This window comes from Lacibacter sp. MH-610 (assembly GCF_045780045.1).
Classification (GTDB): Bacteria; Bacteroidota; Bacteroidia; order Chitinophagales; family Chitinophagaceae; genus Lacibacter.
Genome location: NZ_CP116002.1, coordinates 3,681,741 through 3,704,039, shown reverse-complemented (window position 1 = coordinate 3,704,039; position 22,299 = coordinate 3,681,741). Strand labels below are relative to the sequence as shown.

Here is a 22,299-nt window from a genome sequence, read left to right as displayed (position 1 = left end):
ATTCATATGCGACGGGATTTTTTTTACTAATGCTGTCATGTTTATTATGCAACGATTATTTCTTCTGCTCTTCTTATGGGTCCTCGCTTCCTGCTCCAGGCCGGTGTTCAAAGAAAAATGGACCAAAGAAACAGCTCCTGCTGTTTTTTGGGCCCGCTTCGAAACCACCAAAGGAAACTTTGATATTGAAATTAAAAGAGAGTTATCACCTGCGGGTGCTGATCGGTTATATCAATTAATAAAACACAGTTTCTTTGACAGTGTTGTGTTTTACCGGGTAGTGCCGAAGTTTGTAGCACAGTTCGGCACGGGTGATACAGCACTTGAGAAGTCATGGAGCAAATTCAAGCTGCCTGATGAAGAAGTAAAAGCAAGCAATGTTCGTGGCACCATCAGTTATGCACGAAGTGGTAAAGAAACAAGAGGTACGGTTCTGTTCATCAACCTTGTTGATAATCCAAGATTGGATACTATTAACTACAATGGTGTAAAAGGATTTCCGGTGCTGGGTAAAGTAGTGGAAGGCATGCAAACCGTTGATTCTTTATACAATGGTTATGGAGGTACTACCATGAATCAATTGGATACGATGTACAGAAACAAAGAAGCGTTCTTTAAAAAGTTTCCGAAACTGGATGTAGTGAAGAAGGCGTATTTGGTTAGAAGAAAAAACAAATGATTTGTTTTTATTTCAATTTCATTTGTGCGAAGTAGGGATGATCAGGATTTACAATTAACTCTTGTCTGAGCGGATGTATCAATACATCCATATCTTCCAGGGGAATAGCTCCCAATAAAACTTCACTATCTCCCGGTAATACCATAGCCCTGCAGGTAGTAGCTCTGTTCTTAAATCGAAGTTCTACGGGTGCCACTACATCACACTGAACAATTTCTCCGTTAGCTAATTGAGCTTTTCTTTTTTCAACTACCGGCAGTTGTAATTGCTCCTGTATGTTTTCATTGATACAAAGCATATAGCTTCCTGTATCAACTAAAGCGGAAACGGTCATGCGCTTTACTTCATCCTCTCCGATAATGTGTTTTCTTTTCAGTGCAAGGTCTTCGCCATTTATCAACTCTATTTCTGCATATACTAAGCCCATAAAAGCAATTTGAATAAAGTTACAAAAAATAAAAAGGAAAATAAGTTGTGTTATGCTTTCACCGGCACACTATGAATGGCAGCTGCCATCTCTTTAATAAGTGAAGCATCTTTTTCAATAGCGTTACCAATCACAATCACATCTGCACCTGCTTTGCAATTGCGGTATGCTTTTTCAGGATCCGTAATACCGCCACCTACAATAAGCGGAACTGTAATCTCTTTAGCCACACTTTGAATCATGCTTTCAGTAATGGGGCGTTTGGCACCGCTGCCGGCATCCATATAAATTACTTTCATGCCCAGCATTTCGCCTGCCATAGCCGTACACATGGCTATTTCATTTTTATCGGAAGGAAGGGGAGTGGCGTTGCTGATATAGGAAACAGTAGTAGGAGCACCTCCATCTACCACCATATAACCGGTAGAAATAATTTCCAGCCCGCTTTGCTTTACAAAAGGCGCTGAGATTACATGCTGACCGATCAGCAGTTCCGGGTTGCGTCCGCTGATGAGTGAAAGATAGAGCAACGCATCTGCATATTTTGAAATCTGCGAAGGACTTCCGGGAAAGAGAATGACCGGTATGTTACAGGAAGCTTTGATATGCTGCACCACTTCATCCAGCCGGTTCGAAATAACAAGGCTGCCACCTACCAGGAAATAATCCACGCCTGCTTCTGTGCTTAATTGTACCAATTGCTGCACCGCACCTGCATCCACTTTATCGGGATCAATGAGTACGGCAAAAGATTTTTGTCCGTTTTGCTTGCGGGAGGTGAGAATATGGTAGATGCTGTTATTCATTAATGGTTCTGATCCCTGCAAAAATGCAAAAAAAGGGCTACCTGACCAATCTTAATTTCATGCCTAAGAAACGGTAAATTTTTACTTGAATGAAAAAGCAGAGCAAGGTTACCGGCATGAAACTCAACCCGGTTGAAAGCTGCCGGCACATATTTCGCCTGATAAAAACCGTTAGTATATTTTTCGACTACACTGCCTCTCAAACCCAATACTGGCAAGGGCGGCAGCAATTCGCATCCGTACGGGCTTACTTTTAGAAAATTTGATGGTATCTGCCAAAAAAATTTAAGCAGAAACTTAAAAATTCAATGCTGGCAAGGGTTTTGGCTATTTTCCACACCTTGTTAATATTTAGGGTTTTGCCTGTATCGTATCAAAAAATATTTTCGTTGTCTTCGTTCGTTAACGATTTCGTAACCTTACTAACCAAAACGATATTACCATTATGGCAGGCAAACAAAAAAATCAGCAGCGGTTGCAGTTCCAGCGTCGCTTTACAAAGGAGGGAGTTTCACCCTTCGATCAGTTTGAGTACGACTACCGTACTTCTATTATCCGTAACCCCAGCGGTGAGGTGGTTTTTGAAATGAATAATGTGGAGGTACCCAAGCACTGGAGTCAGATTGCTACGGATATCCTTGCCCAGAAATATTTCCGTAAGGCCGGAGTACCCCAGGCAGATGGATCTCTCGGAAGAGAAACCTCCTCCAAGCAGGTAGCACATCGTATGGCCAATTGCTGGAAAGCATGGGGTGAGCGTTATAACTATTTTAACAGCGAGCAGGACGCACAGATTTTTTATGAGGAACTGGTGTACAGTATCCTCAACCAGGTTTGTGTGCCCAACAGCCCGCAATGGTTTAATACAGGTTTGTATGAAAGCTATGGTATTAAGGGTAAGCCACAGGGGCATTATTATGTAGATGCCAATGACGGTGAGTTAAAGAAATCAACATCAGCTTACGAACGTCCTCAGCCGCATGCCTGCTTTATCTTAAGTGTGAGCGATGATTTAGTAAACGATGGTGGCATCATGGATCTCTGGGTTCGTGAAGCACGCATTTTTAAATATGGTTCAGGTGTAGGTACTAACTTTTCTACTATCCGTGGCGAAGGTGAAAAACTCAGCGGAGGCGGCACTTCCAGCGGATTGATGAGCTTTTTGAAAATTGGCGACCGTGCTGCAGGTGCTATCAAAAGCGGTGGTACTACACGTCGTGCTGCCAAAATGGTTTGCCTTGATTTAGATCATCCGGAAATCATGGACTTCATCAACTGGAAGGTGGAAGAAGAAAAGAAAGTAGGTGCCTTGATTGCTGCCGGCTATTCTCATGATTATGAAGGGGAAGCTTACCGCACTGTGAGCGGACAAAACAGTAACAACTCTGTTCGTATCCCCAACGAGTTTTTTGAAAGACTGGAAAAAGGTGAAGATTGGGAACTCAAAGCACGTACAGACGGACGGACCATGAAAAAGATTCCTTCTCAGGAAGTATGGAATCAAATTGCATATGCTGCATGGCGTTGTGCTGACCCCGGTACACAATATGATACAACAATTAACGAATGGCATACTTCACCTAAGGGCGGACGCATCAATGCATCTAACCCTTGCAGTGAGTATATGTTCCTTGATAATACAGCTTGTAACCTGGCATCAGTAAACCTTCGTCGTTTGTTTGATGAAGCAACACAAACATTCGATGTAGAAGGTTTTGAATATGTATGTCGCTTATGGACAGTTGTGCTGGAAATCTCTGTATTGATGGCACAGTTCCCATCCAAAGAAGTAGCACAACTTTCTTACGATTACAGAACATTAGGTCTTGGTTATGCCAACCTCGGTTCTATGTTGATGGTAATGGGTATTCCTTATGATAGTGAAGAAGGCCGTGGTATTGCCGGTGCTATCACCGCTATCATGACGGGTATCTCTTACAAAACATCAGCTGAAATGGCTTCCTTCCTCGGTGCGTTCCCACGCTATGAAGAAAATGCGGAAGATATGCTGCGTGTAATGCGTAACCATCGTGCTGCTGCGTATGATGCAGAAGATGCATACGTTGGACTGAGCATCAAACCACAAGGTATCAAAGCACAATATTGTCCTGATTATATGTTGACAAGTGCCTGCAAAAGCTGGGATGATGCTGTAGCGCTTGGTGAAAAGCATGGTTACCGTAATGCACAAACAACAGTAATTGCTCCTACAGGAACGATTGGTCTTGTAATGGATTGCGATACAACCGGTGTAGAACCTGATTTTGCATTGGTGAAATTTAAGAAACTGAGCGGTGGTGGTTATTTCAAAATCATCAACCAATCTGTGCCTGCAGCTTTGGTAAAACTTGGTTACAGTGAAAAAGAAATTGATGCGATTGTAAAATATGCAGTAGGCGCTGCTTCATTAAATGGTGCGCCACACATCAATCCACAATCACTCAGCGAAAAAGGATTTATTGCTGAAGAAATTAAAAAGCTGGATGCTGCTATGGCTTCTGCTTTTGAAATTGGATTTGTGTTTAATAAATTCACTTTGGGTGAAGAGTGTTTGCAACGTCTCGGTTTCAGTGCAGAGCAATACAATGATTTTGAATGGAGTTTATTAGAAGCATTGGGCTTTACTGATAAGCAGATTGAAGAAGCCAATGATTATATCTGCGGCACCATGACCATGGAAGGTGCTCCGTTCCTCAAAGCAGAACATTATCCTGTTTTTGATTGTGCCAATAAGTGCGGTAAGAAAGGTGAGCGTTACATCCACCACATGGGTCATATCCGTATGATGGCAGCAGCACAACCTTTTTTAAGCGGTGCTATTTCTAAAACCATCAACCTGCCCAATGAAGCAAGTGTGGAAGAAATTGCCGAAGCGTATTACGAAAGCTGGAAGATGGGATTAAAAGCATGTGCACTGTATCGTGATGGTTCAAAACTCTCTCAGCCACTCAGCACCAAGAGTGATAAGAAGAAAGAGAAAACAGATGCAGCGGCTGAAGAAACAACTGCTGCTACTGAAAGCATGATGATTGATATGGGCAAACTCACAGTAGAAGAACTGCTGGAAGAATTGCACAACCGTGTACAGGCATCACCTGATACAAAATTGAAGCGTCAGCTGGCACGCATTGTAGAACGCAGAACATTACCGGCGAAGCGTCGTGGCTTTACACAAAAAGCAAAGATCAACGGACAAACACTCTTCCTGCGTACCGGTGAGTATGCTGATGGAACGGTAGGTGAAATCTTTGTTGATCTGGCGAAGGAAGGAAGCACACTCCGCAGTTTGATGAACAGTTTTGCAATCGCTGTATCAGTAGGTTTGCAATACGGTGTACCGTTAGAAGAGTTTGTAGAGAAGTTTGTGTTCACCAAGTTTGAACCAAGCGGTATGGTAGACCATCCGAACATTAAAACAACCACTTCAATCGTTGACTTTGTGTTCCGTTGTTTGGCATATGAATACTTAGGTCGTACAGACTTAGTTCATGTATTGGATAAGCCCGATGTAATGAACACAGGTATGGATGATTGGGATGATGTGCCTACGGGTCTGGAATACGAAAAAAAAACTCCGGAGTTAAGTGATGTGAGAGTAGTAGGTGCGGTGCCCACAACACCACAGGTTCAGAAAACACAGCGTTACTCAAGCACTGTAAAAGCTGAAGTGGGTTTGGATGCAGTAAACATGGCAGCGAAAAGCATGCAAAGCGATGCGCCTGCCTGTAACACCTGCGGTCACATTACCATCCGCAGCGGTACCTGTTATAAGTGTTTGAATTGTGGTAACAGTATGGGTTGCAGTTAATAGACGATTCTTGGTTCCTTATAGGTATAAGCCCTCTGCTTTTGCAGGGGGCTTTTTGTTAAGTGGGGCTTGACTAAAGAGTAAGAAATCACTTCGTTTTCTTCACCACACGTTTTCGTTTTCTTCCTTCTATGTATGCTTCTACCGCTTTTCTGGTAGTAAGCCAGTTACGTCCTTCTTTGTATGCATCAATTTTGCCCTGTCTTGCAAGCAGGCTGATGTATTCCTGGCCATAAGGAGCCTGGTCTTCACTTACAATATTGGAGATCAATTCATAGGTTTCATCATTACCCGGAATGGCATTGATATAAATATTGAGTGAACGTTCCAATGCCTGGATCATGAGTAATGCCAACTTTGAATAATCACCTTTATTAGCAGTATTCAAAGCGTCGTAATATTTCTTACGGTCATTTTTTAAAATGATGGCAGGAGGGAAGCCGGTACGTATAAGCAGTAGATTCATTGCCAGGCGAACGGTTCTTCCATTGCCATCAAAAAACGGATGTATCCAAACCAGCTTATGGTGAAATACTGTAGCCAGCAATACATCATTTAAACCCTGTGGGTTTGTATTAATGTATTCAATCAACTCATCCAGCAGGTCCGAAACTCTGGAAGCATTAGGCGGGGTAAAATTGGCACCTACAATACGTACAGCACCATTTCGGATGCGGCCTGCAAATTCATCTTCAATATTTTTCATCACCAGGCCGTGAAGATTTAAAATATCAATACTGCGCAGCACATACTTGCTGTTTACAATACTGTACAGATAATCAATGGCCTTTTCATGATTGATAGCTTCAAAATGCTCCCGTAATGATTTGCCGCCTATTGTAATACCATCTTTCAGCACCATAATGGTTTCTCTCAGGCTAAGTGTATTACCCTCAATGCTGTTGCTGTTGTATGTCCATTCCATCGCAAAATCATCCCGTATTCGATTTACGGAAGCACTGGGCAAAGGCCTTCCTTTTTGAATCCGGCTGCGTTTTTCAAAGAGCCGCTCAATGGAAGATTCTAAAGGAGCAATATTTCTTAAGTCAGCGTTCACCCCACAAAGATAAAAATAATCGGATAAATTCATAATTATAATATCCGATATTAAAGAAGTGACCAAAAAAAAGGAGCGTTTTATAAACGCTCCTGTATTATTTCAAAAAATGAATTAAGCTTTGTACTGGGGAATTAAGCTGTTAGCTAAATCCACCATTTTCTTAATACCATCTTCCGGTAATGCACCTTTCTTGAATTCAGCTAATACATCAGGAAGTTTGTTATCCATTTCCTGTAAGAAATGTTCTTCAAAATCTTTGATGCGCTTAACCGGCACGGCGTTCAATAAACCATTTGTACCGAGGTAGATGATCGCAATTTGCTTTTCTACTGAGAATGGAGTGTATTGCGCCTGCTTCAGAATTTCTACGTTACGTCCACCTTTGTCAATTACAGCCTTTGTAGCAGCATCGAGGTCTCCACCAAACTTAGAGAAAGCTTCCATTTCACGGTAAAGTGCCTGGTCAAGTTTCAATGTACCTGCCACTTTCTTCATGGATTTGATCTGAGCGTTACCACCCACACGGCTTACAGAAATACCTACGTTAATGGCCGGACGTATACCGGAAAGGAACAAGTTACTTTCCAGGAAGATCTGACCATCTGTAATAGAGATTACGTTTGTAGGGATATAAGCTGATACGTCACCCGCTTGTGTTTCAATGATTGGCAATGCCGTTAAAGATCCACCACCTTTCACCAAATGCTTGATGCTGTCAGGAACATCATTCATATTCTTAGCTACGTTATCATCACCAATCACTTTGGCAGCTCTTTCCAGCAAACGGCTATGGAGATAGAAAACGTCACCAGGATATGCTTCACGACCCGGAGGACGCTTCAGCAGCAGAGATACCTCACGGTAAGCTACCGCTTGCTTAGAAAGATCATCATAAATGATCAAAGCAGGGCGTCCGGTATCACGGAAGAATTCACCAATGGCTGCACCTGCATAAGGAGCGTAGAACTGCTGGGGAGCAGGATCGCTGGCGGAAGCGGCAACAATGGTAGTATATTTCATTGCTCCGTTATCTTCCAGTGTTTTCATTACACCGGCGATGGTAGAAGCTTTTTGACCAATAGCTACATAGATACAGTACACAGGCTTACCCGCATCATAGAATTCCTTCTGGTTGATGATGGTGTCAATAGCAATGGCTGTTTTACCTGTTTGACGGTCACCAATGATCAACTCACGCTGACCACGGCCGATGGGGATCATGGCGTCAATGGCTTTGATACCAGTCTGGAGTGGTTCTTTTACCGGCTCACGGTAAATTACACCCGGCGCTTTACGCTCCAATGGCATTTCATACAACTCACCTGTGAGGGGACCTTTACCATCGATAGGTTCACCCAATACGTTGATCACACGGCCACTCATGCCTTCACCTACTTTAATAGAGGCGATTTGACCTGTACGGCGCACAGTAGAACCTTCTTTAATGTTTTTGCCTTCACCCATCATTACCACACCCACATTGTCTTCTTCCAGGTTCAATGCAATTGCACGAACACCGTTTTCAAATTCAACGAGTTCACCGTAACGTACATTGTTCAATCCATATACACGGGCAATACCATCACCCACCTGTAATACGGTTCCTACTTCTTCCAAATCAGCACCAACGTTAAAGTTGCTTAACTGCTGGCGAAGTATCGCTGAAATCTCATCTGGTTTAATATCTGCCATGACGCTTTATTTTAAAAAGTTTGATTAACGAATATTCTGAACGTATATATTTTTCTGAAACTGCTTTTGGATATCTCTCAGATCACGTGCAATGCTGGCATCAATCAAGTTTCCCTTGTATTCCAACTGAAAACCGCCGATGATGCTTTCTTTTACTTCTGTTACTAATTCAACATTGGCCAGGCCTGCATCTGCTTTTACTTTAGCAATGATCGCCGCTTTCACTTCTTCACTTGCGGGTGCTGCAGTAGTGAGCTTCACACGGTGAATGTCTTTGATTTCATTGTACTGATCTACAAAAGCTCCGGCAATTTCAGCAAGGTTTGCTTCACGATTCTTTTTAACCAGTAACTTCAAAAATGAATTGGTTAAAGGGCTGATATTCTTACTCACTACTTCTGTAAGTACTTTTTCTTTGATCTCATCACGGATAACAGGGCTGCGTAACACATTTGCAAACTCTTTGCTTTGTTTACACAAATCCTGTAAGTATTTCATATCAGCATACGCCGTTTCCAGTTGGTTTTGCTCCTGGGCTATCACCACCAGTGACTTTGCGTATCTGCCTGCAAGACGGGGATTTTGCATGTTTGAATTTGAAAATTTATCAATTTGAAAATTTGAAAATCAATTAAGACATTTTCAAATTTCCAAATCTTCAAATTAGTTTAATTTAACTTCTTTCGCCAGCGTGTTGATGTAAGCTTCCTGCTCGTTCTTATTGCTGAGCTCACGACGCAATACTTTTTCACTCACTTCAATCACCAGGTTACCTACCTGATTTTTCAAATCAGTGATAGCAGCCATCTTCTGCTGGTTGATGGCAGCTTGTGCATCGGTGATAATTTTATTGGCTTCTACCTTGGCTTGTTCTTTCGCCTCGTTCACAATCTTATCTCTTGTTTCACGTGCTTCCTTTAAAAGCTGCGCTCTTTCTTCACGGGCTTTCGCCAGCAAGGCTTCATTTTCGTTTTTCAACTGCGCCATTTCAGCTTTTACTTTTTCAGCAGTTTCTAACGCATCAGCAATGCCTTTTTCTCTTTCACTCAATCCTTTGATGATGGCAGGCCATGCGTATTTACGCAAAATGAAAAACACAACCAGGAAAGCCAATAAGGTCCAGAATAACAAACCAAAAGCAGGAGTAAGTAAACCCATGATTTTTTTATTTTAAATCGTTCAACGTTTTTTTAAAATACTGCATCCGCCGCCCTGTGCATTGGATGCAGTAAAATGTTTAAGCGGCAATGATTAGAGTACCATTGCAAGGAAGCCCACGATAATAGCAAACAGGGCAGCACCTTCTACGAGGGCCGCAGTTAAGATCATGTTTGCACGGATATCATTGGAAGCTTCCGGCTGACGTGCAATTGATTCCAAAGCACCTTTACCAATCTGACCGATACCGATACCGGCACCTACAGCTGCTAAACCGGCACCTACAGCACCACCAGCATTTGCTACCGCTTCTAAAAGAATTAAATCCATGTTTGTGAATTTATAATTGTGAAAAATAAAAAACAGTTTATGCTTTATTTCAATGTTGCCTTTCGCCCCCCTTGAGGGGATAGAGGCTAATGCGCTCCTTCTTCATGATGATGTTCACCTTCCATGGCCTGGCTGATGAATACAGCACTGAGCATGGTAAAGATGAAGGCCTGAAGAAATGCAACTAATATTTCAATGAAATAAATGAAAATGGTGAAGGGGATGGAGATAACAGTAGAACCGATACCGAAGCCCTGTCCTAATTTTTCGGTGAACACAAAGATCAGCGAGATCAAACAGATGATGATAATATGTCCTGCCACCATGTTGGCAAAAAGACGTATGATTAATGCACCCGGCTTGATGAGCACCGCACTAAGCAATTCCACCGGTACGAGGATGAACTTCACACCCAAAGGAACGCCCGGCGGATTGAAGATATGACCCCAGTAATGACGGTTGGAACTGAAAAGAATTACGATGAAAGAAATTACACCCAGGATCACTGTAAAGGCGATATTGCCCGTTACGTTAGCCGAGCCGGGGACCAACCCAAAAATGTTATTGATAAGAATAAAGAAAAATACGGTTAAAAGGAAAGGCAGATATTTTGATGCTTTTGGCCCCAGGTTTGGCACTGCCACTTCATCACGAACAAAAGTAATGATGGGTTCAAAGAAATTCTGCTTGCCTTTAGGCGCTGTTTTCACACCCTGTCCTTTGCTGTAAGAACCGGCAATGCTTACCATGATCCACACCAGCAATACCAAAGCGATAATCATCTGCACCACGTTACGGGTAAGGGAGAAGTCGTACACCTGTTCAGCGGGATCCGTTGAAACGATCTTTTCGCCGATTTCTTCTTTAACCAGCTTGTAACCTTTGTATTCAGCATGGCCGTGTTCAAACTTAGAGGAGAGAAACACGGAAAGACCTTTTTGCTGGGAATAAAGAATTACGGGAAGGGGAAAACCAACCGGATGGCCGTTCCAATCGAAAAAATGGAAGTCATGACCGTCCATGATATGGCCAAAAATCACTTCTTTGGCATCAAATCCTTCCTTTTTTGGGGCGTGCTCGCCTTCATGCCCGGTTTCATGGGTGGCAGGTTCGTGCCCTTCCGGCTCATGCTGAGCTGAAACAGTAACCGTAGAAAACATGAAAATTGTGCTGAAAACCGCTACCAGTAAGGATTTGAAACTCAAATGACGCATACCCGTTCTGAAATTTGGCGCAAAGATAAGGGTGGGCGTGTGAAAAAAAGGGGCGGAAACGGGGAAAGTTGAAAAAAGTTATTCAGGGGAATCAGGAGGCGTTTTAAGGTCATTTTCTACCCATTCTTTTTTGTGGGTTATTATAGCATTTTTGAACATAATCCCAATTCTGAGCATACGGCAGAATAACCGAAACTTTTCCATATCACTCATTAAAATTGCTTTTCTTATTCTTTCGATTTCATATGCTCCCTGCTCTTCAAAAGGAATATGTTTGATGGAAATGACATGTGGCTTTTGGTTTTTATTATTTTCATCTTTTTCTGGCATTGTTACAAATTATAAAATCCTGATGATATTTTACGGCTATTAAACTTTCATACCGGTTTTTCTCCTGTTAAAGTTCTTGCTCTTCCCGCTCAGTTCGAATCAGTTGTTACGGTTTGTAAGCGCTTTTACATTTACAGTGTTCTTTCATTTACAACTTTTAAACTTCAAAACATGAAAAACTTATTAGCGATGCTTGGTTTCCTCTTGATTATGACTTCCTGCTCAAAAAGTATTGATAACCCGGCGGGTGTTGATGATTCTTCTTCCAGATCTGTTGCTTTATCAACTGCACAGGTACCTGCCGCAGTAATGGATGCATTTAAAGCAAAATACCCCAACGCCGGTGGCGAAATTGAATGGCAGCGGGAGGATGGTAACACTTATAAAGTAAAATTCTGGTTAGGCGCTCAAAGATGGCAGGCCATATTCAGTGCAGCAGGTGGCTTTATTTCAGAAAAACAACTCAAATAATATTGTTTACTCCATAAGCAGTGTTTGATAGTCGTCCCGCTTCTGCGGGATGACTTTTTTATGCCATAGCTTTTGCAAACTGCATGTTGTACAATTTTGCATAATGCCCGTTGTGCTGCAAAAGTTCTTCATGGGTACCCATTTCTTTGATTTCACCTTTATCCAGCACAATGATTTTATCTGCTTTGCGGATGGTGGAAAGACGATGGGCAATAACGATGGACGTTCTTCCTTCAATTAATGTATCAATGGCATGCTGGATCAATTGCTCTGATTCGGTATCAATAGATGAAGTAGCTTCATCCAAAATTAAAACAGAGGGGTTGTACAAGAGTGCACGCATAAAACTCAGCAACTGTCGTTGTCCCTGGCTGATGGTAGCGCCACGCTCCATCACATTGTAATCGTAGTTATTTGGCAACTGCATAATAAAATCATGCATGCCGATGAGCCTGGCAGCTTCTACTACTTTTTCTTTGCTGATGTTTTCATTACGAAGCGTAACGTTTTCAGTAATACTTCCTGCAAACAAAAACACATCCTGCAGCACAACTCCAATCTTACTCCGCAAGGCATCAGGCTCAAAGGTGGAAACAGAATGACCGTCAATTAAAATACTTCCTTTCTGAATTTCATACAAACGGTTGAGCAAACTGATGATGGATGTTTTGCCGCTGCCTGTATGACCTACAAGAGCAACCGTTTCACCATGATTAATTTTAAAGGAAACATTTTTCAACACCCAGTTTTCATCTGCATACGCAAACCATACATTGCTGAATTCAATTTTACCATTGGTGATTTGTGCAGCCTGGTTGTAACCCTGAGCGGGTGGGTTTAAAGAATCCTTATTATCCAAAACACCAAACACCCGTTCACTCGCTACCATTCCCATTTGCAATACATTAAACTTATCCGCAATCACCCGCAGCGGACGGAATAACATATTCAGCAATAAAATAAAGGCCATTACTTCACCTGCCAGTTTGGTACCGTTGGTGTTGATATTGCCGATGGATTGACCGGCACCGTACCAAACCAATAAACCTAATGAAACGGCTAAAATAATCTCCACCACAGGAAAGAACACCGAGTATGCAAAAATGGCTTTGATGTTGGCATTACGATGTTCCTTATTAATCTTCTGAAATTTATTGAACTCTTTTTCTTCTACAGCAAAAGCCTGTACTACCTGCATGCCTTGAATATGCTCCTGTACAAACGCATTGAGAGCAGCCACTGCATTCCGTACACGATGAAAACTTTTGTTCACACTTTCTTTGAAATAATATGTGGCAATAATGAGAATAGGAAACGGAATCAAACACACCAGGGTTAATTGCCAGTTGAGAAAGAACATAGTGAAGAGCACGGCAATAATGGTGAGCAGATCGGCAAGTATGGGAATAAAGCCTTCTGCAAAAATATCACTGATGGTTTCAATATCATTTACTGTTCTGGTAGTAAGCGTGCCGATGGGTGTTTTATCAAACTGCCGCAGGTTGAGATGCAGAATTTTCTGAAACACCTGTGTACGCAAATCCTTTACCACGGTTTGCCCCAGCCATGCAGTAAAATAGGAAAACAGAAAGCGAAGCACTGTTTCAATGATGATGATGCCGATTTGAATTATGGTAATGACTATCACCATTTGCGCCACGTTGTTCTGGATATAATCATTCACCGTTTTATTGATGAGCCATGGACGCAGGGGCGACATTACCGCCAGCACAATCGCCAATACAATAGAGGCGTGGTATCTTTTTTTGTAAGGTGCTGCATAGGCCAGAATGCGCCGCAGCAAACTGAAATCAAATAATTTTTTCTTACCTGTACTATCGCTCAAAGCCTTTCAAATTTAATGGGCAAAGGTAAATGCTTTGAAGCTTATGATTGAAATCTGTTGCTGATGGGAATTGCTGTGGATGAACGGTTTTAAATTCTTTCAATTATAAATTACAATCCTTTCACCACTTCCTCTGCCAGTCCAAAACTCAACGTCATACCTGCGCCACCCAATCCGTTCAATACATACACGCCTGCTTCAGGTGAAAAAAATAACTCCGTATCCCCATTGGTGAGTTTGGGATAGATGCCATTCCATGTTTCAATAACACGACTGTCTTTAAACTGTGCAAATCGTTTTAAGTAATCCAGAATGAATTCATTGATAAATGCTTTATCAAAGGGCTCAAGTGTAGTACCATATTCATGCGAATCGCCTACTGTTAATTCACCTGCACCATTTTGAGAAACCATTACATGAATACCCCATTCAAGATAATCACTCATCTCCGCTTCATACTTTGCTTTTAACTCAGGCAAGGATGGAGCTGCTTTAAAACTGTTGTAATGAATGAGTGATAAACCACCACATAATGCAGGACCAATACGCCTGTCATTGGGCTGTGCTGCCATACGCATCATCTGCAGTTTGCATTTGGTAAGCGGGTATTCGTTAAACGATTCAGGATAAAGTGTTTCAAAATCAGCACCGCTGCAAATGAATATTATATCAGCCTCAAACTGTTCCTCATTGCCAATATACACGGTACCGTCAGAAATATAACTCACACATTTATCCCAATGAAATTCTACATGATGCTTTTCTTCTAACACAGCGGGCAAAGCGCCAATGGCTTCACGTGGGTCCACAATCAATTCATCAGCACTGTACAAAGCTCCTTTTAAATTCAATGGCACTACAGCTTCTGATTTTTTTAAAACTTCATCAGGATGCAACAGTTGTAAGGGTCGGTCTTTTTTATAAACTTCGTATAATTCATTTAACACTTTCCATTCTGTTTCATTATAAGCTACATGCATACTTCCAACTGCATCGCTCCAGAATACACCTTTGTCCGAAAATTCTTTCCAGATACTTCTGCTTCGTAATGCACGTTCATACAATTCACCTTCAGGCTGACCAACAGGCCACACCATTCCGAAATTGCGAACTGAAGCGCCAACTGCTTTACTGCTGCGTTCAATAACTTTTACACTAAAACCCTTCAATGCCAGCGCACGTGCAGTAGCTAAACCCACAATGCCTGCACCAATTACAATTGCCTGTTTGCTACTCATAATAAGGTGATTTGCTTTTCAGATATTTTTTATTGAAATAGGAAAGTGAAAAGAACGTTCCTGCAATGCCAATGATAGCGCAGAGTAAGGCAGCATTGCTGTAAAATGATGACCAGTTAGCTTCAATATGCAACAGCTCTTTACTGAGCATTACAAGCACACTTCCTAAATAACCAAACGCATCAGCTATATAAATTAAAAAACCAACATTGCCACTGATTTTAAACGCAGCAATCATCCGTTCAAAAAAAATACAGTTGAACGGAATATAAGCCATGTATAAACCCATGCCCACCAACTGCATCCATAATGCACCATCCAGCATATCGAATTTGAAAAGAAATGAAGAAATACCTGCTAATAAAAAACCTGCCAGTATCACCAGGTGAATCAAACGAAATGCTTTCATATTTCTGCGAACCAATACTAGCAGACTCATAATAAGTAGCACTACAATGGAGGTAATCGTTTCAGTAGATGCAAAAATTTTATAGTTGCTGCCATAACCTAAATCATTCCAGATATTGGCCATAAAATTATCACGCAGGTCACGGATGATGGTGAGAAATGCATAAGTAGCCGTAATCATAATAACACCACCACCAAATAGTTTCAAAATATGTTTACGGTCTGCACCTGTCATTTGCACACGTTTGGTGCGTTCTGCTTCATCATCTGCTGATGGTGCAGGAATTTTTTCCAACAGGTAAATGAATAAGGCTAACGGAGCAGCAAAAATCAACCCTGTAAAAAATGGCATCCAGTGCTCACTCACCTTCCATTCTACCAATAACCATTTGGCTACACTGCGGGTGAAACCTCCTGCAAAGATGAAACTCACTGCCATGGCCGAACCGATAAAATCAGTTGCCTTTCTTCCTTCTACATAGCTAAACACAATACCCCACATAAAGCCAAGTACAAATCCATTCACTAAAAAACAAAACAACCCTGCTAACGGCGGCAGTAAGGCGAAGAGTAGCAAACTGAGCCAGGCGATACCAATCAGCACGATACTTGTTTTCCACCGCCCCATGCGTTTTAACTCAGAAATAAACTTGATACCGTAAAACTTACTGAGCATGTAGCCGATTACCTGGAAAATAATAAGCAGTGTTTGATAGCGGATGCCCCAGTATTGCAAGTCGCCAAAGCCTGCAACTGTAAACGGTTTGCGATACGCATACACAGATGCATACGTTAAAAATGCAATCAACGCTGCATACAAAGCCGTTTGAATTTGTTTGGATGAAAGCGATGATGATGAAGAAGTTTGTGTTACACTCACGCTCATAAAATTAAGGAAGGAAGCTCATGTAAGCTGTCAATAATTTTATCGGGTTGATATGGTTGCAATGCGTCTCTTGTATAAGCGCCTGTGGTAATGCCAATCACCAAACCGCATCCTGCATTTTTTCCTTCGAGTATATCCACTTCCGTATCACCCACTTTTGCCACTGTAGCTGCATCAGTTATATTATGTCGTTTCATCAGTTCATTTATCATAAAAGGATGCGGCCTTCCTTCCTGCACTTCATCGCTTGCAATCACATCATCCACCATGTTTCCGTTTTGCCAGTTGAGTTGTTCCAGCAGTACATCAGTAATAGCTCTTGTAAAACCTGTGTTCAGCGCTACTTTGATGTTTTGATGGCGAAGTGTTGCAAACACATCTTCAGCAAAGGGAAGTGGTTGCAGGGTTTCATCTGTTTTATAAAAGTCAATCATGTTTTGGGTGAACTGCTCATGCAATGTTTCTATCAACGCTTCATCAACCGTATGAAATTTCTGTAACAGTATTTTAATGGCTTCTTTTTTGCGCCAGCCCATTACTTTGTTTACTTCTTCTAACGGCACGGTAATATTGTGCTGAGCTAATGCTTTCATGAAAGATTCGGCTACATTGCCTTTATCACGAACTGTGGTACCGGCCATATCAAAAACAACGAGAGAGTAGTTAGACATATTTTTATTTTAAAATTTTTGTTCTGATGAAACCCACCCCTGTTAATCATCTTTTATGTGTAACACCCAGCCGCCCCTCCTTGGAGGGGATAGACATCTTGCTACTCACGGATTAAAATGTTACAGGTGATGGTTGCTCGGTTAAATGGCGAATAATTAATTGATGATAATAGTTTAAATCACCAGTCTCAAAGGTTTCGTCTTTTGCCAGTTCATCAATCCTGCGCATGGCAATCATTTGTTCAAACAATGGATTGCCTTCAAAAATATATGCTTCATCTCTGCTCATCTTGCCACCCTGGAACTCCAATGTTTTTTTACTCGCTTCTGAAAGTTGCTTGTAATAATTCTCATCTTTATAAGTAAGGTATCGTTTGGCACTTACATGCGCCTGCACCAATTCAATCAATCGCTCAGAAAATTTTCTGTTGCGCAAAAAAGCAGCGCCTATTTTTTCATGGTTCATCACGCCATAGTTATCCATCACCTGTACGTTATGATGCGCTACACATATATGCCCGATGTCGTGCAGGAATGCAGCCAGTATCATTTCATCATCACAACCCTGCTGTTTTGCAAGTTCTGCACTCTGACAGGCGTGCTGCAGTTGTGTAACTGCTTCGCCATAGTATTCATTGCCGCCGTGTTTTTGATAGAGCTCCATTATTTCATCAGCATAACTCATGGCTTTTTCTTTGTTCATTGCACATTGATTTAAAACCGAAAACTATAATGACATTATCAACTCTGTGTTACTAAAACATGAATTGTATGTGAAGCCATGCACTTCGGCCATAACCATTCATACCGCTGCCATGCGTGCGGTAATCTTTGTTGAACAGATTTTGCAAGCCTGTTTGCACACGTACCTGTTTCAACTCATAACCAACTACCGTGTTAAACACATTAAAACCCGGCGTACCTCCCTGAGGTATGCGGTTGTCATCTTTATCTCCCTGCGCCAAACGATTTTGTTTGGATGCAAACCAATATTCAGCCGCCGCAAACCATTTGTTGTTTGTGTAAGTGCTGCGGAGTCTTCCATTGAATGGTGGAATGCGGCGCAGGGGCTCATTACGTGTTTTGTTTTGTCCGTATGCATGAGCTACACCGCCTTGCAAACGAAAACCTTTCATGAGTTCAACATCTGCTTCTGCTTCGGCACCACGGATAAAAGCACGGTCCGTATTTTCTTTTATATAGACATTGTAACCGCTGATTTGCTCACCTTGCTTACGAACTCTTGTAATAAGTTGCTGCAACTGCATGTAGAAAGCAGTAGCGGTGAGATTGAATTTGCTGCTACGGAACTTATAACCCGCTTCATAGTTGTATGAACGTTCTGGATTCAAATTGTATGCAGGCAGTTCATATCGAAAATCAACAATACCCAGCGTACCCATATCATCCACATTGGGTGCACGAAAACTGTTGTTGAATGATGCAAATACAAATTGATGTGCTGTGATGTTGTAAACAAGTCCTGCATTGAATACGAATGCAGCAGGATTTAATTGCACTTTTCCCAAACTGGTATCGCTGAGGCTTATGCTGAACAGATTATAACGGATGCCGCCATGCACACGAAGTTTGCGCCACTGCAGTTGATGAAGCGAAAACAATGAATAATTACCGTACACTGATTCATCAGGATACAAACCACGTTTTGAAACTGCAGCTTGTGTTATGGTGTTGATATCATCCCTTATACTGTTCACCTTATCCATATACAAATCTATTCCTGAGCTAGAACTCCAGTATTTGTTGTAAACAGATTGTACATCGGCAGTAAATCCAAACGTATTCACTTTGTCAAATTCTTTTCTTAAAACAGCACTGCCGTTTTTCTGACTGTTTCTTCCTTCTTTTGTTTGCTGATGTGAAGCAGTGAATTCAATAGTTTTAATGAGTGGATTTGTGTTTTGAATTTTCAATTTTGCATAAGAAAGCATGCGTTGCTGCGGGTCCATTTCGTTGAGTAAAAAATTTTCCAATCTTACTTTATGAAAAACAGGAACATTTTTTTGTTGCAGTAATTGATGTGCTGTTGTAAGCTCTATGTTTTGCTTTAATAGAAATTTCAGCTTTACATCATAAGCCAATTCTTTATATCCGCTTGGGTTTTGAAATCCTGTTGTATCGCCGCTTAAAAGATTTCCAAAGTTCCTGTAGGTAATGCCGCCTGTTACCGCCAATTTGCTGCTGCTGTAATTGAATTCCCCTCTGCCTGTTTGCTCCATGCCGGCGCTCATGAACTTCGCCTGTGCAGCACCGTCCCATTTTTTTGTTTCGCTCAGTACTGCATCTTTTGTAAGCACCTGAATAGTTCCGCCCAATGCATCAGAGCCGTATTGTACAGAACCTGTTCCTTTCACCACTTCAATTTGCTGAATGGTAAACATGTCAATGGTATTGAGGTATTGATTGGGGCCAAAACGAAACGTGGAATTATTTAATCGGATACCATCTATCAATAGCAATGTTTGATTACCTGTTAACCCACGAATAAATGCTGAACCGCCGCCATGATTTGTTTTTTGCACAAACACACCCGTCATTCCGTTTAATGCTTCAGGAGTAGTGCGTGGCTGAAAACGGTTAAGTTCTTTTCGTTTGATGGTATTGGTTACATAGGGAAGTTGTATTTCCTGCTGTTGAGTACGTGTTGCTGACACTACAACTTCTGATAATGATTGAACGGTCGTGTCTTCCTGTGCAATAACAGTAGAAGTAATAAGTAATAAGTAAAAAGCTAAAAGAATGCCTGCGTTCATAGTGAGCCATTTTTTACTTTTTCATTTTGACTTTTCTTTCTTCTTCCTCTTCTTCCTCTTCTATAGTTTTTACAAATGCACTTCGGCGTGGTGCAGGCATAACACTGTGTTCGCCTTTCACTGCTTTCCAAATTACTTCGCTAAAAATCAAATCAGGAATGCGGTCTTCTTTTGTGAAATCAAAACTTTCGCTCAATTGACTCCAGGCTGATACTTTTTGATTCACATCATTCAGATTCACATTCGGTGCAACAGATACAAATGGTGTAAGATTGGGAGTGGATGAAAAACATCTCCACATAGGTGTGGCTGCTGCGTCATATTGTGTCATAGGTGGTAAACCCAAAATCAATTCAATGGTTCGCAGCATAGATGAAGTGGAGTACATGGTATGGTCCACAAAATTTCGTTTAACAAAACCACCTGCAACATAAGCGGTAGTACGATGAGCATCTACATGGTCGGGCCCGTTTTGTGCATCATCTTCTACTATGAAAATGGCCGTTTCTTTCCAGATGGGGCTTTTTGATAAATACTCCACAAATAAACCCACTGCCCAATCATTATCAGCCACATGTGCAAAAGGAGTGGGGCGGCCAATACGTAATCCTTCTGTATGGTCATTAATGAAACGTAGCGAATTAAAACGAGGCACTGCATTTTGTGCAAGCAAAGAATCAAATTCTCTTTTCCATTGATAGAAACGGGTAGTATCTCTTACACTTTCATCCCAACTGGTGAAATAAGGACAGAAATGATTTTCCAACACAGGAATGTTGGCTTTGTAATCATCAGCAAACTCACCATAGGTTCTGTAGCTGATGCCGGCACGTTTACAAAAATCCCAGATGAACCCCATTTTGTTATTGGCAATTTCTCTTGTGCCTTCTGCATCATAGGTACCACCACGACCGCCATAGCTTGTAACCCAGTTTTTTTCTAAATAATCATTTGCATTGGCACCGAGTGTCCAGTTATGACCATCAGCACTTACTTCACCATCTACATAAAAATTATCAAGCAATACAAATTCCTTTACCAGTTTGTGTTGATTGGGTGTAATGCGTTCGCCAAACAATAACAAACTTGTATCACCATTACCACCAGGTACATCACTCAACACCTGGTCATACGTTCTGTTTTCTTTGATGATGTAAAACACATATTTAATCTGAGACGGGTCGCCTACTTTCATGGGAACAGGATTGCCTGCTTCACCTTCAGCAATTGTTTCTTTTTCTTTTGTGTAAGGTGTGTTGTTATAAACTTTTTTGGAATACGTTGCTAATAATGCATCTGTTGGTTCATCAATAATACTCATCATCCCTTTCATCAAACCACCAATGTATTGTACTTCCTGTTTTTTAGTTGGGTCACCTTTTTGATAAACTACTTCTTCTCTTCGGCGTGTAGGGTTTGGTCCGTAAGGATTGGCATAACTTTCAAATCCTTTTCCATTGCTTACAAATATTTTTTTGCCGATTACTTTTACATTGGTTGGATACCAGCCCACAGGAATAAAACCTTTTGATTTACTGAAGCCCGGTTTACTCACATCAAATACAGCTAAACAATTATTATCAGCATTGGCGATGTATAATGTTTTTTCAGTTGCACTCAATGCAAGTCCATTGCTGGCACTCCCTTGCGGTGCATTTGGATACAAGGCGGCATTTAATACTTCCAGTACTTTCTTTTGTTTGGTATCAATGACTGATACGGAATTGTCATTGGCATTGGCTACATATAAAACAGTTCCGGCTTTGTTGAGCAATAGTTCATTGGGGTTATCACCCACTGCAATTTCGCCTGTAATGCTTTTTGCATCTACATCATACACCAAAACTTTATCGCCACCCCATAAAGAAACATAGAGTTCTTTTTTGTTGTTTGATAAAACGCAGGTGTAAGCTTCCGCACCCAACTTTTGTTCATGCAGTATTTGCTTGTTAGCAAGATTGATAACATAAAGCATGAAATTGTCTTTGGTTACTACATACATGATTTGTTTTGCATCATCTATTTCAATACCTGCCGGTGAAATTTTATTAGGCCATTTGGCACCGAGCTTGATAGAATCAATCAATTTTAATTTATTGCTGATGATGCTGTATTTCAAAATCCAGTTATCATTACCGCCGCTTGCATATAAAAACTTTTCATCAGCACTGAACTTTAAGCCATACCATGATTTGGGAATGATAACCCTGTCTAATTCTTTTTCTGTTGCAGGATTGATGAGTTGCAGGCTTTGGGTACTCTGCCCGTTATTAGTGACAGCCATCAGCTTTTTGCTTTTGCTTACAGCAATGTTCAAAGGCAAATCTCCCAGCGGCAAACTTCTTCCTGCAGGCGAAAGTTTCCAGCCATTAGGGAGCTGAACTTGTTTTTGAGCAAATGACGAGTTGCTGAAAATAAACGACAAAAGCAGCAGTACTGAAATTCGTTTCATGTTGTGTTGATTAAGGGATAAAAAGGTAAAGCAATTTAACCTTTCGGAA

19 protein-coding genes are annotated in these 22,299 nt (G+C 41.3%); 3 read left to right on the top strand and 16 right to left on the bottom strand.

Annotation, left to right across the window (positions count from 1 at the left end):
• Positions 1-46 precede the first annotated feature (46 nt).
• The gene (locus PDL71_RS16935) at positions 47-679 is read left to right on the top strand and encodes a peptidylprolyl isomerase (RefSeq protein ID WP_407523313.1); all 633 of its coding nucleotides are present in this window, start codon (positions 47-49) and stop codon (positions 677-679) included.
• Between the two features lie 7 nt (positions 680-686).
• Here the strand turns inward: PDL71_RS16935 and PDL71_RS16930 are convergent, their stop codons facing one another.
• Together PDL71_RS16930 and PDL71_RS16925 are read right to left on the bottom strand one after the other, a co-directional pair.
• The gene (locus tag PDL71_RS16930; protein WP_407523310.1) at positions 687-1,106 is read right to left on the bottom strand and encodes a clan AA aspartic protease; all 420 of its coding nucleotides are present in this window, start codon (positions 1,104-1,106) and stop codon (positions 687-689) included.
• 50 nt (positions 1,107-1,156) lie between these two features.
• A complete protein-coding gene (locus PDL71_RS16925) occupies positions 1,157-1,912 on the bottom strand; it encodes a geranylgeranylglyceryl/heptaprenylglyceryl phosphate synthase (RefSeq protein ID WP_407523307.1) in 756 nt (251 codons plus the stop codon).
• Positions 1,913-2,357: 445 nt separating this feature from the next.
• On the opposite strand from PDL71_RS16925, the gene PDL71_RS16920 reads away from it, so the two are divergent.
• Positions 2,358-5,720: a vitamin B12-dependent ribonucleotide reductase gene (locus PDL71_RS16920; RefSeq protein ID WP_407523305.1), complete on the top strand. Its 3,363-nt coding sequence runs from the start codon at positions 2,358-2,360 to the stop codon at positions 5,718-5,720.
• Positions 5,721-5,808: 88 nt separating this feature from the next.
• On the opposite strand, the gene PDL71_RS16915 is transcribed toward PDL71_RS16920, so the two are convergent.
• The 7 genes from PDL71_RS16915 to PDL71_RS16885 form a co-directional block, all read right to left on the bottom strand.
• The gene (locus tag PDL71_RS16915; RefSeq protein WP_407523302.1) at positions 5,809-6,810 is read right to left on the bottom strand and encodes a Fic family protein; all 1,002 of its coding nucleotides are present in this window, start codon (positions 6,808-6,810) and stop codon (positions 5,809-5,811) included.
• A gap of 81 nt (positions 6,811-6,891) precedes the next feature.
• The gene (atpA, locus tag PDL71_RS16910; RefSeq protein WP_407523299.1) at positions 6,892-8,472 is read right to left on the bottom strand and encodes a F0F1 ATP synthase subunit alpha; all 1,581 of its coding nucleotides are present in this window, start codon (positions 8,470-8,472) and stop codon (positions 6,892-6,894) included.
• A 24-nt stretch (positions 8,473-8,496) separates the two neighbouring features.
• The gene (gene atpH, locus PDL71_RS16905) at positions 8,497-9,060 is read right to left on the bottom strand and encodes an ATP synthase F1 subunit delta (RefSeq protein WP_407523296.1); all 564 of its coding nucleotides are present in this window, start codon (positions 9,058-9,060) and stop codon (positions 8,497-8,499) included.
• 75 nt (positions 9,061-9,135) lie between these two features.
• Positions 9,136-9,630 carry a F0F1 ATP synthase subunit B gene (atpF, locus tag PDL71_RS16900; RefSeq protein WP_407523293.1) on the bottom strand — a complete coding sequence of 165 codons (495 nt, stop codon included), beginning with the start codon at positions 9,628-9,630 and terminating at the stop codon, positions 9,136-9,138.
• Positions 9,631-9,723: 93 nt separating this feature from the next.
• Complete coding sequence (gene atpE, locus PDL71_RS16895; protein ID WP_407523290.1) at positions 9,724-9,960, bottom strand: ATP synthase F0 subunit C; 237 nt, start codon at positions 9,958-9,960, stop codon at positions 9,724-9,726.
• A gap of 86 nt (positions 9,961-10,046) precedes the next feature.
• Positions 10,047-11,174, bottom strand: coding sequence for a F0F1 ATP synthase subunit A (gene atpB, locus PDL71_RS16890; RefSeq protein WP_407523288.1), 1,128 nt, complete (start codon positions 11,172-11,174; stop codon positions 10,047-10,049).
• 78 nt (positions 11,175-11,252) lie between these two features.
• Entirely contained in the window at positions 11,253-11,504 is a 252-nt protein-coding gene (locus PDL71_RS16885) for a hypothetical protein (protein WP_407523285.1), read from the bottom strand.
• A gap of 171 nt (positions 11,505-11,675) precedes the next feature.
• Between PDL71_RS16885 and PDL71_RS16880 the strand changes: the two genes are divergently transcribed.
• Positions 11,676-11,975 (top strand): hypothetical protein, encoded by a 300-nt coding sequence (locus PDL71_RS16880; RefSeq protein WP_407523282.1) that lies wholly within the window; start codon positions 11,676-11,678, stop codon positions 11,973-11,975.
• 58 nt (positions 11,976-12,033) lie between these two features.
• On the opposite strand, the gene PDL71_RS16875 is transcribed toward PDL71_RS16880, so the two are convergent.
• The 7 genes from PDL71_RS16875 to PDL71_RS16845 form a co-directional block, all read right to left on the bottom strand.
• The gene (locus tag PDL71_RS16875) at positions 12,034-13,821 is read right to left on the bottom strand and encodes an ABC transporter ATP-binding protein (RefSeq protein ID WP_407523279.1); all 1,788 of its coding nucleotides are present in this window, start codon (positions 13,819-13,821) and stop codon (positions 12,034-12,036) included.
• Between the two features lie 110 nt (positions 13,822-13,931).
• On the bottom strand, positions 13,932-15,059 hold the full coding sequence (locus PDL71_RS16870; protein WP_407523277.1) for a TIGR03364 family FAD-dependent oxidoreductase: 1,128 nt from the start codon (positions 15,057-15,059) through the stop codon (positions 13,932-13,934).
• Positions 15,052-16,347 (bottom strand): DUF5690 family protein, encoded by a 1,296-nt coding sequence (locus PDL71_RS16865; protein ID WP_407523274.1) that lies wholly within the window; start codon positions 16,345-16,347, stop codon positions 15,052-15,054. Before PDL71_RS16865 ends, PDL71_RS16870 begins: the two co-directional genes overlap by 8 nt.
• A gap of 2 nt (positions 16,348-16,349) precedes the next feature.
• Positions 16,350-17,024, bottom strand: a complete 675-nt coding sequence (locus tag PDL71_RS16860; RefSeq protein WP_407523271.1) for an HAD hydrolase-like protein — start codon at positions 17,022-17,024, stop codon at positions 16,350-16,352.
• Between the two features lie 112 nt (positions 17,025-17,136).
• On the bottom strand, positions 17,137-17,727 hold the full coding sequence (locus PDL71_RS16855; protein WP_407523270.1) for an HD domain-containing protein: 591 nt from the start codon (positions 17,725-17,727) through the stop codon (positions 17,137-17,139).
• Between the two features lie 52 nt (positions 17,728-17,779).
• A complete protein-coding gene (locus tag PDL71_RS16850) occupies positions 17,780-19,798 on the bottom strand; it encodes a TonB-dependent receptor plug domain-containing protein (protein ID WP_407523267.1) in 2,019 nt (672 codons plus the stop codon).
• Positions 19,799-19,811: 13 nt separating this feature from the next.
• Complete coding sequence (locus tag PDL71_RS16845) at positions 19,812-22,250, bottom strand: bifunctional YncE family protein/alkaline phosphatase family protein (RefSeq protein ID WP_407523264.1); 2,439 nt, start codon at positions 22,248-22,250, stop codon at positions 19,812-19,814.
• Positions 22,251-22,299: the final 49 nt, after the last annotated feature.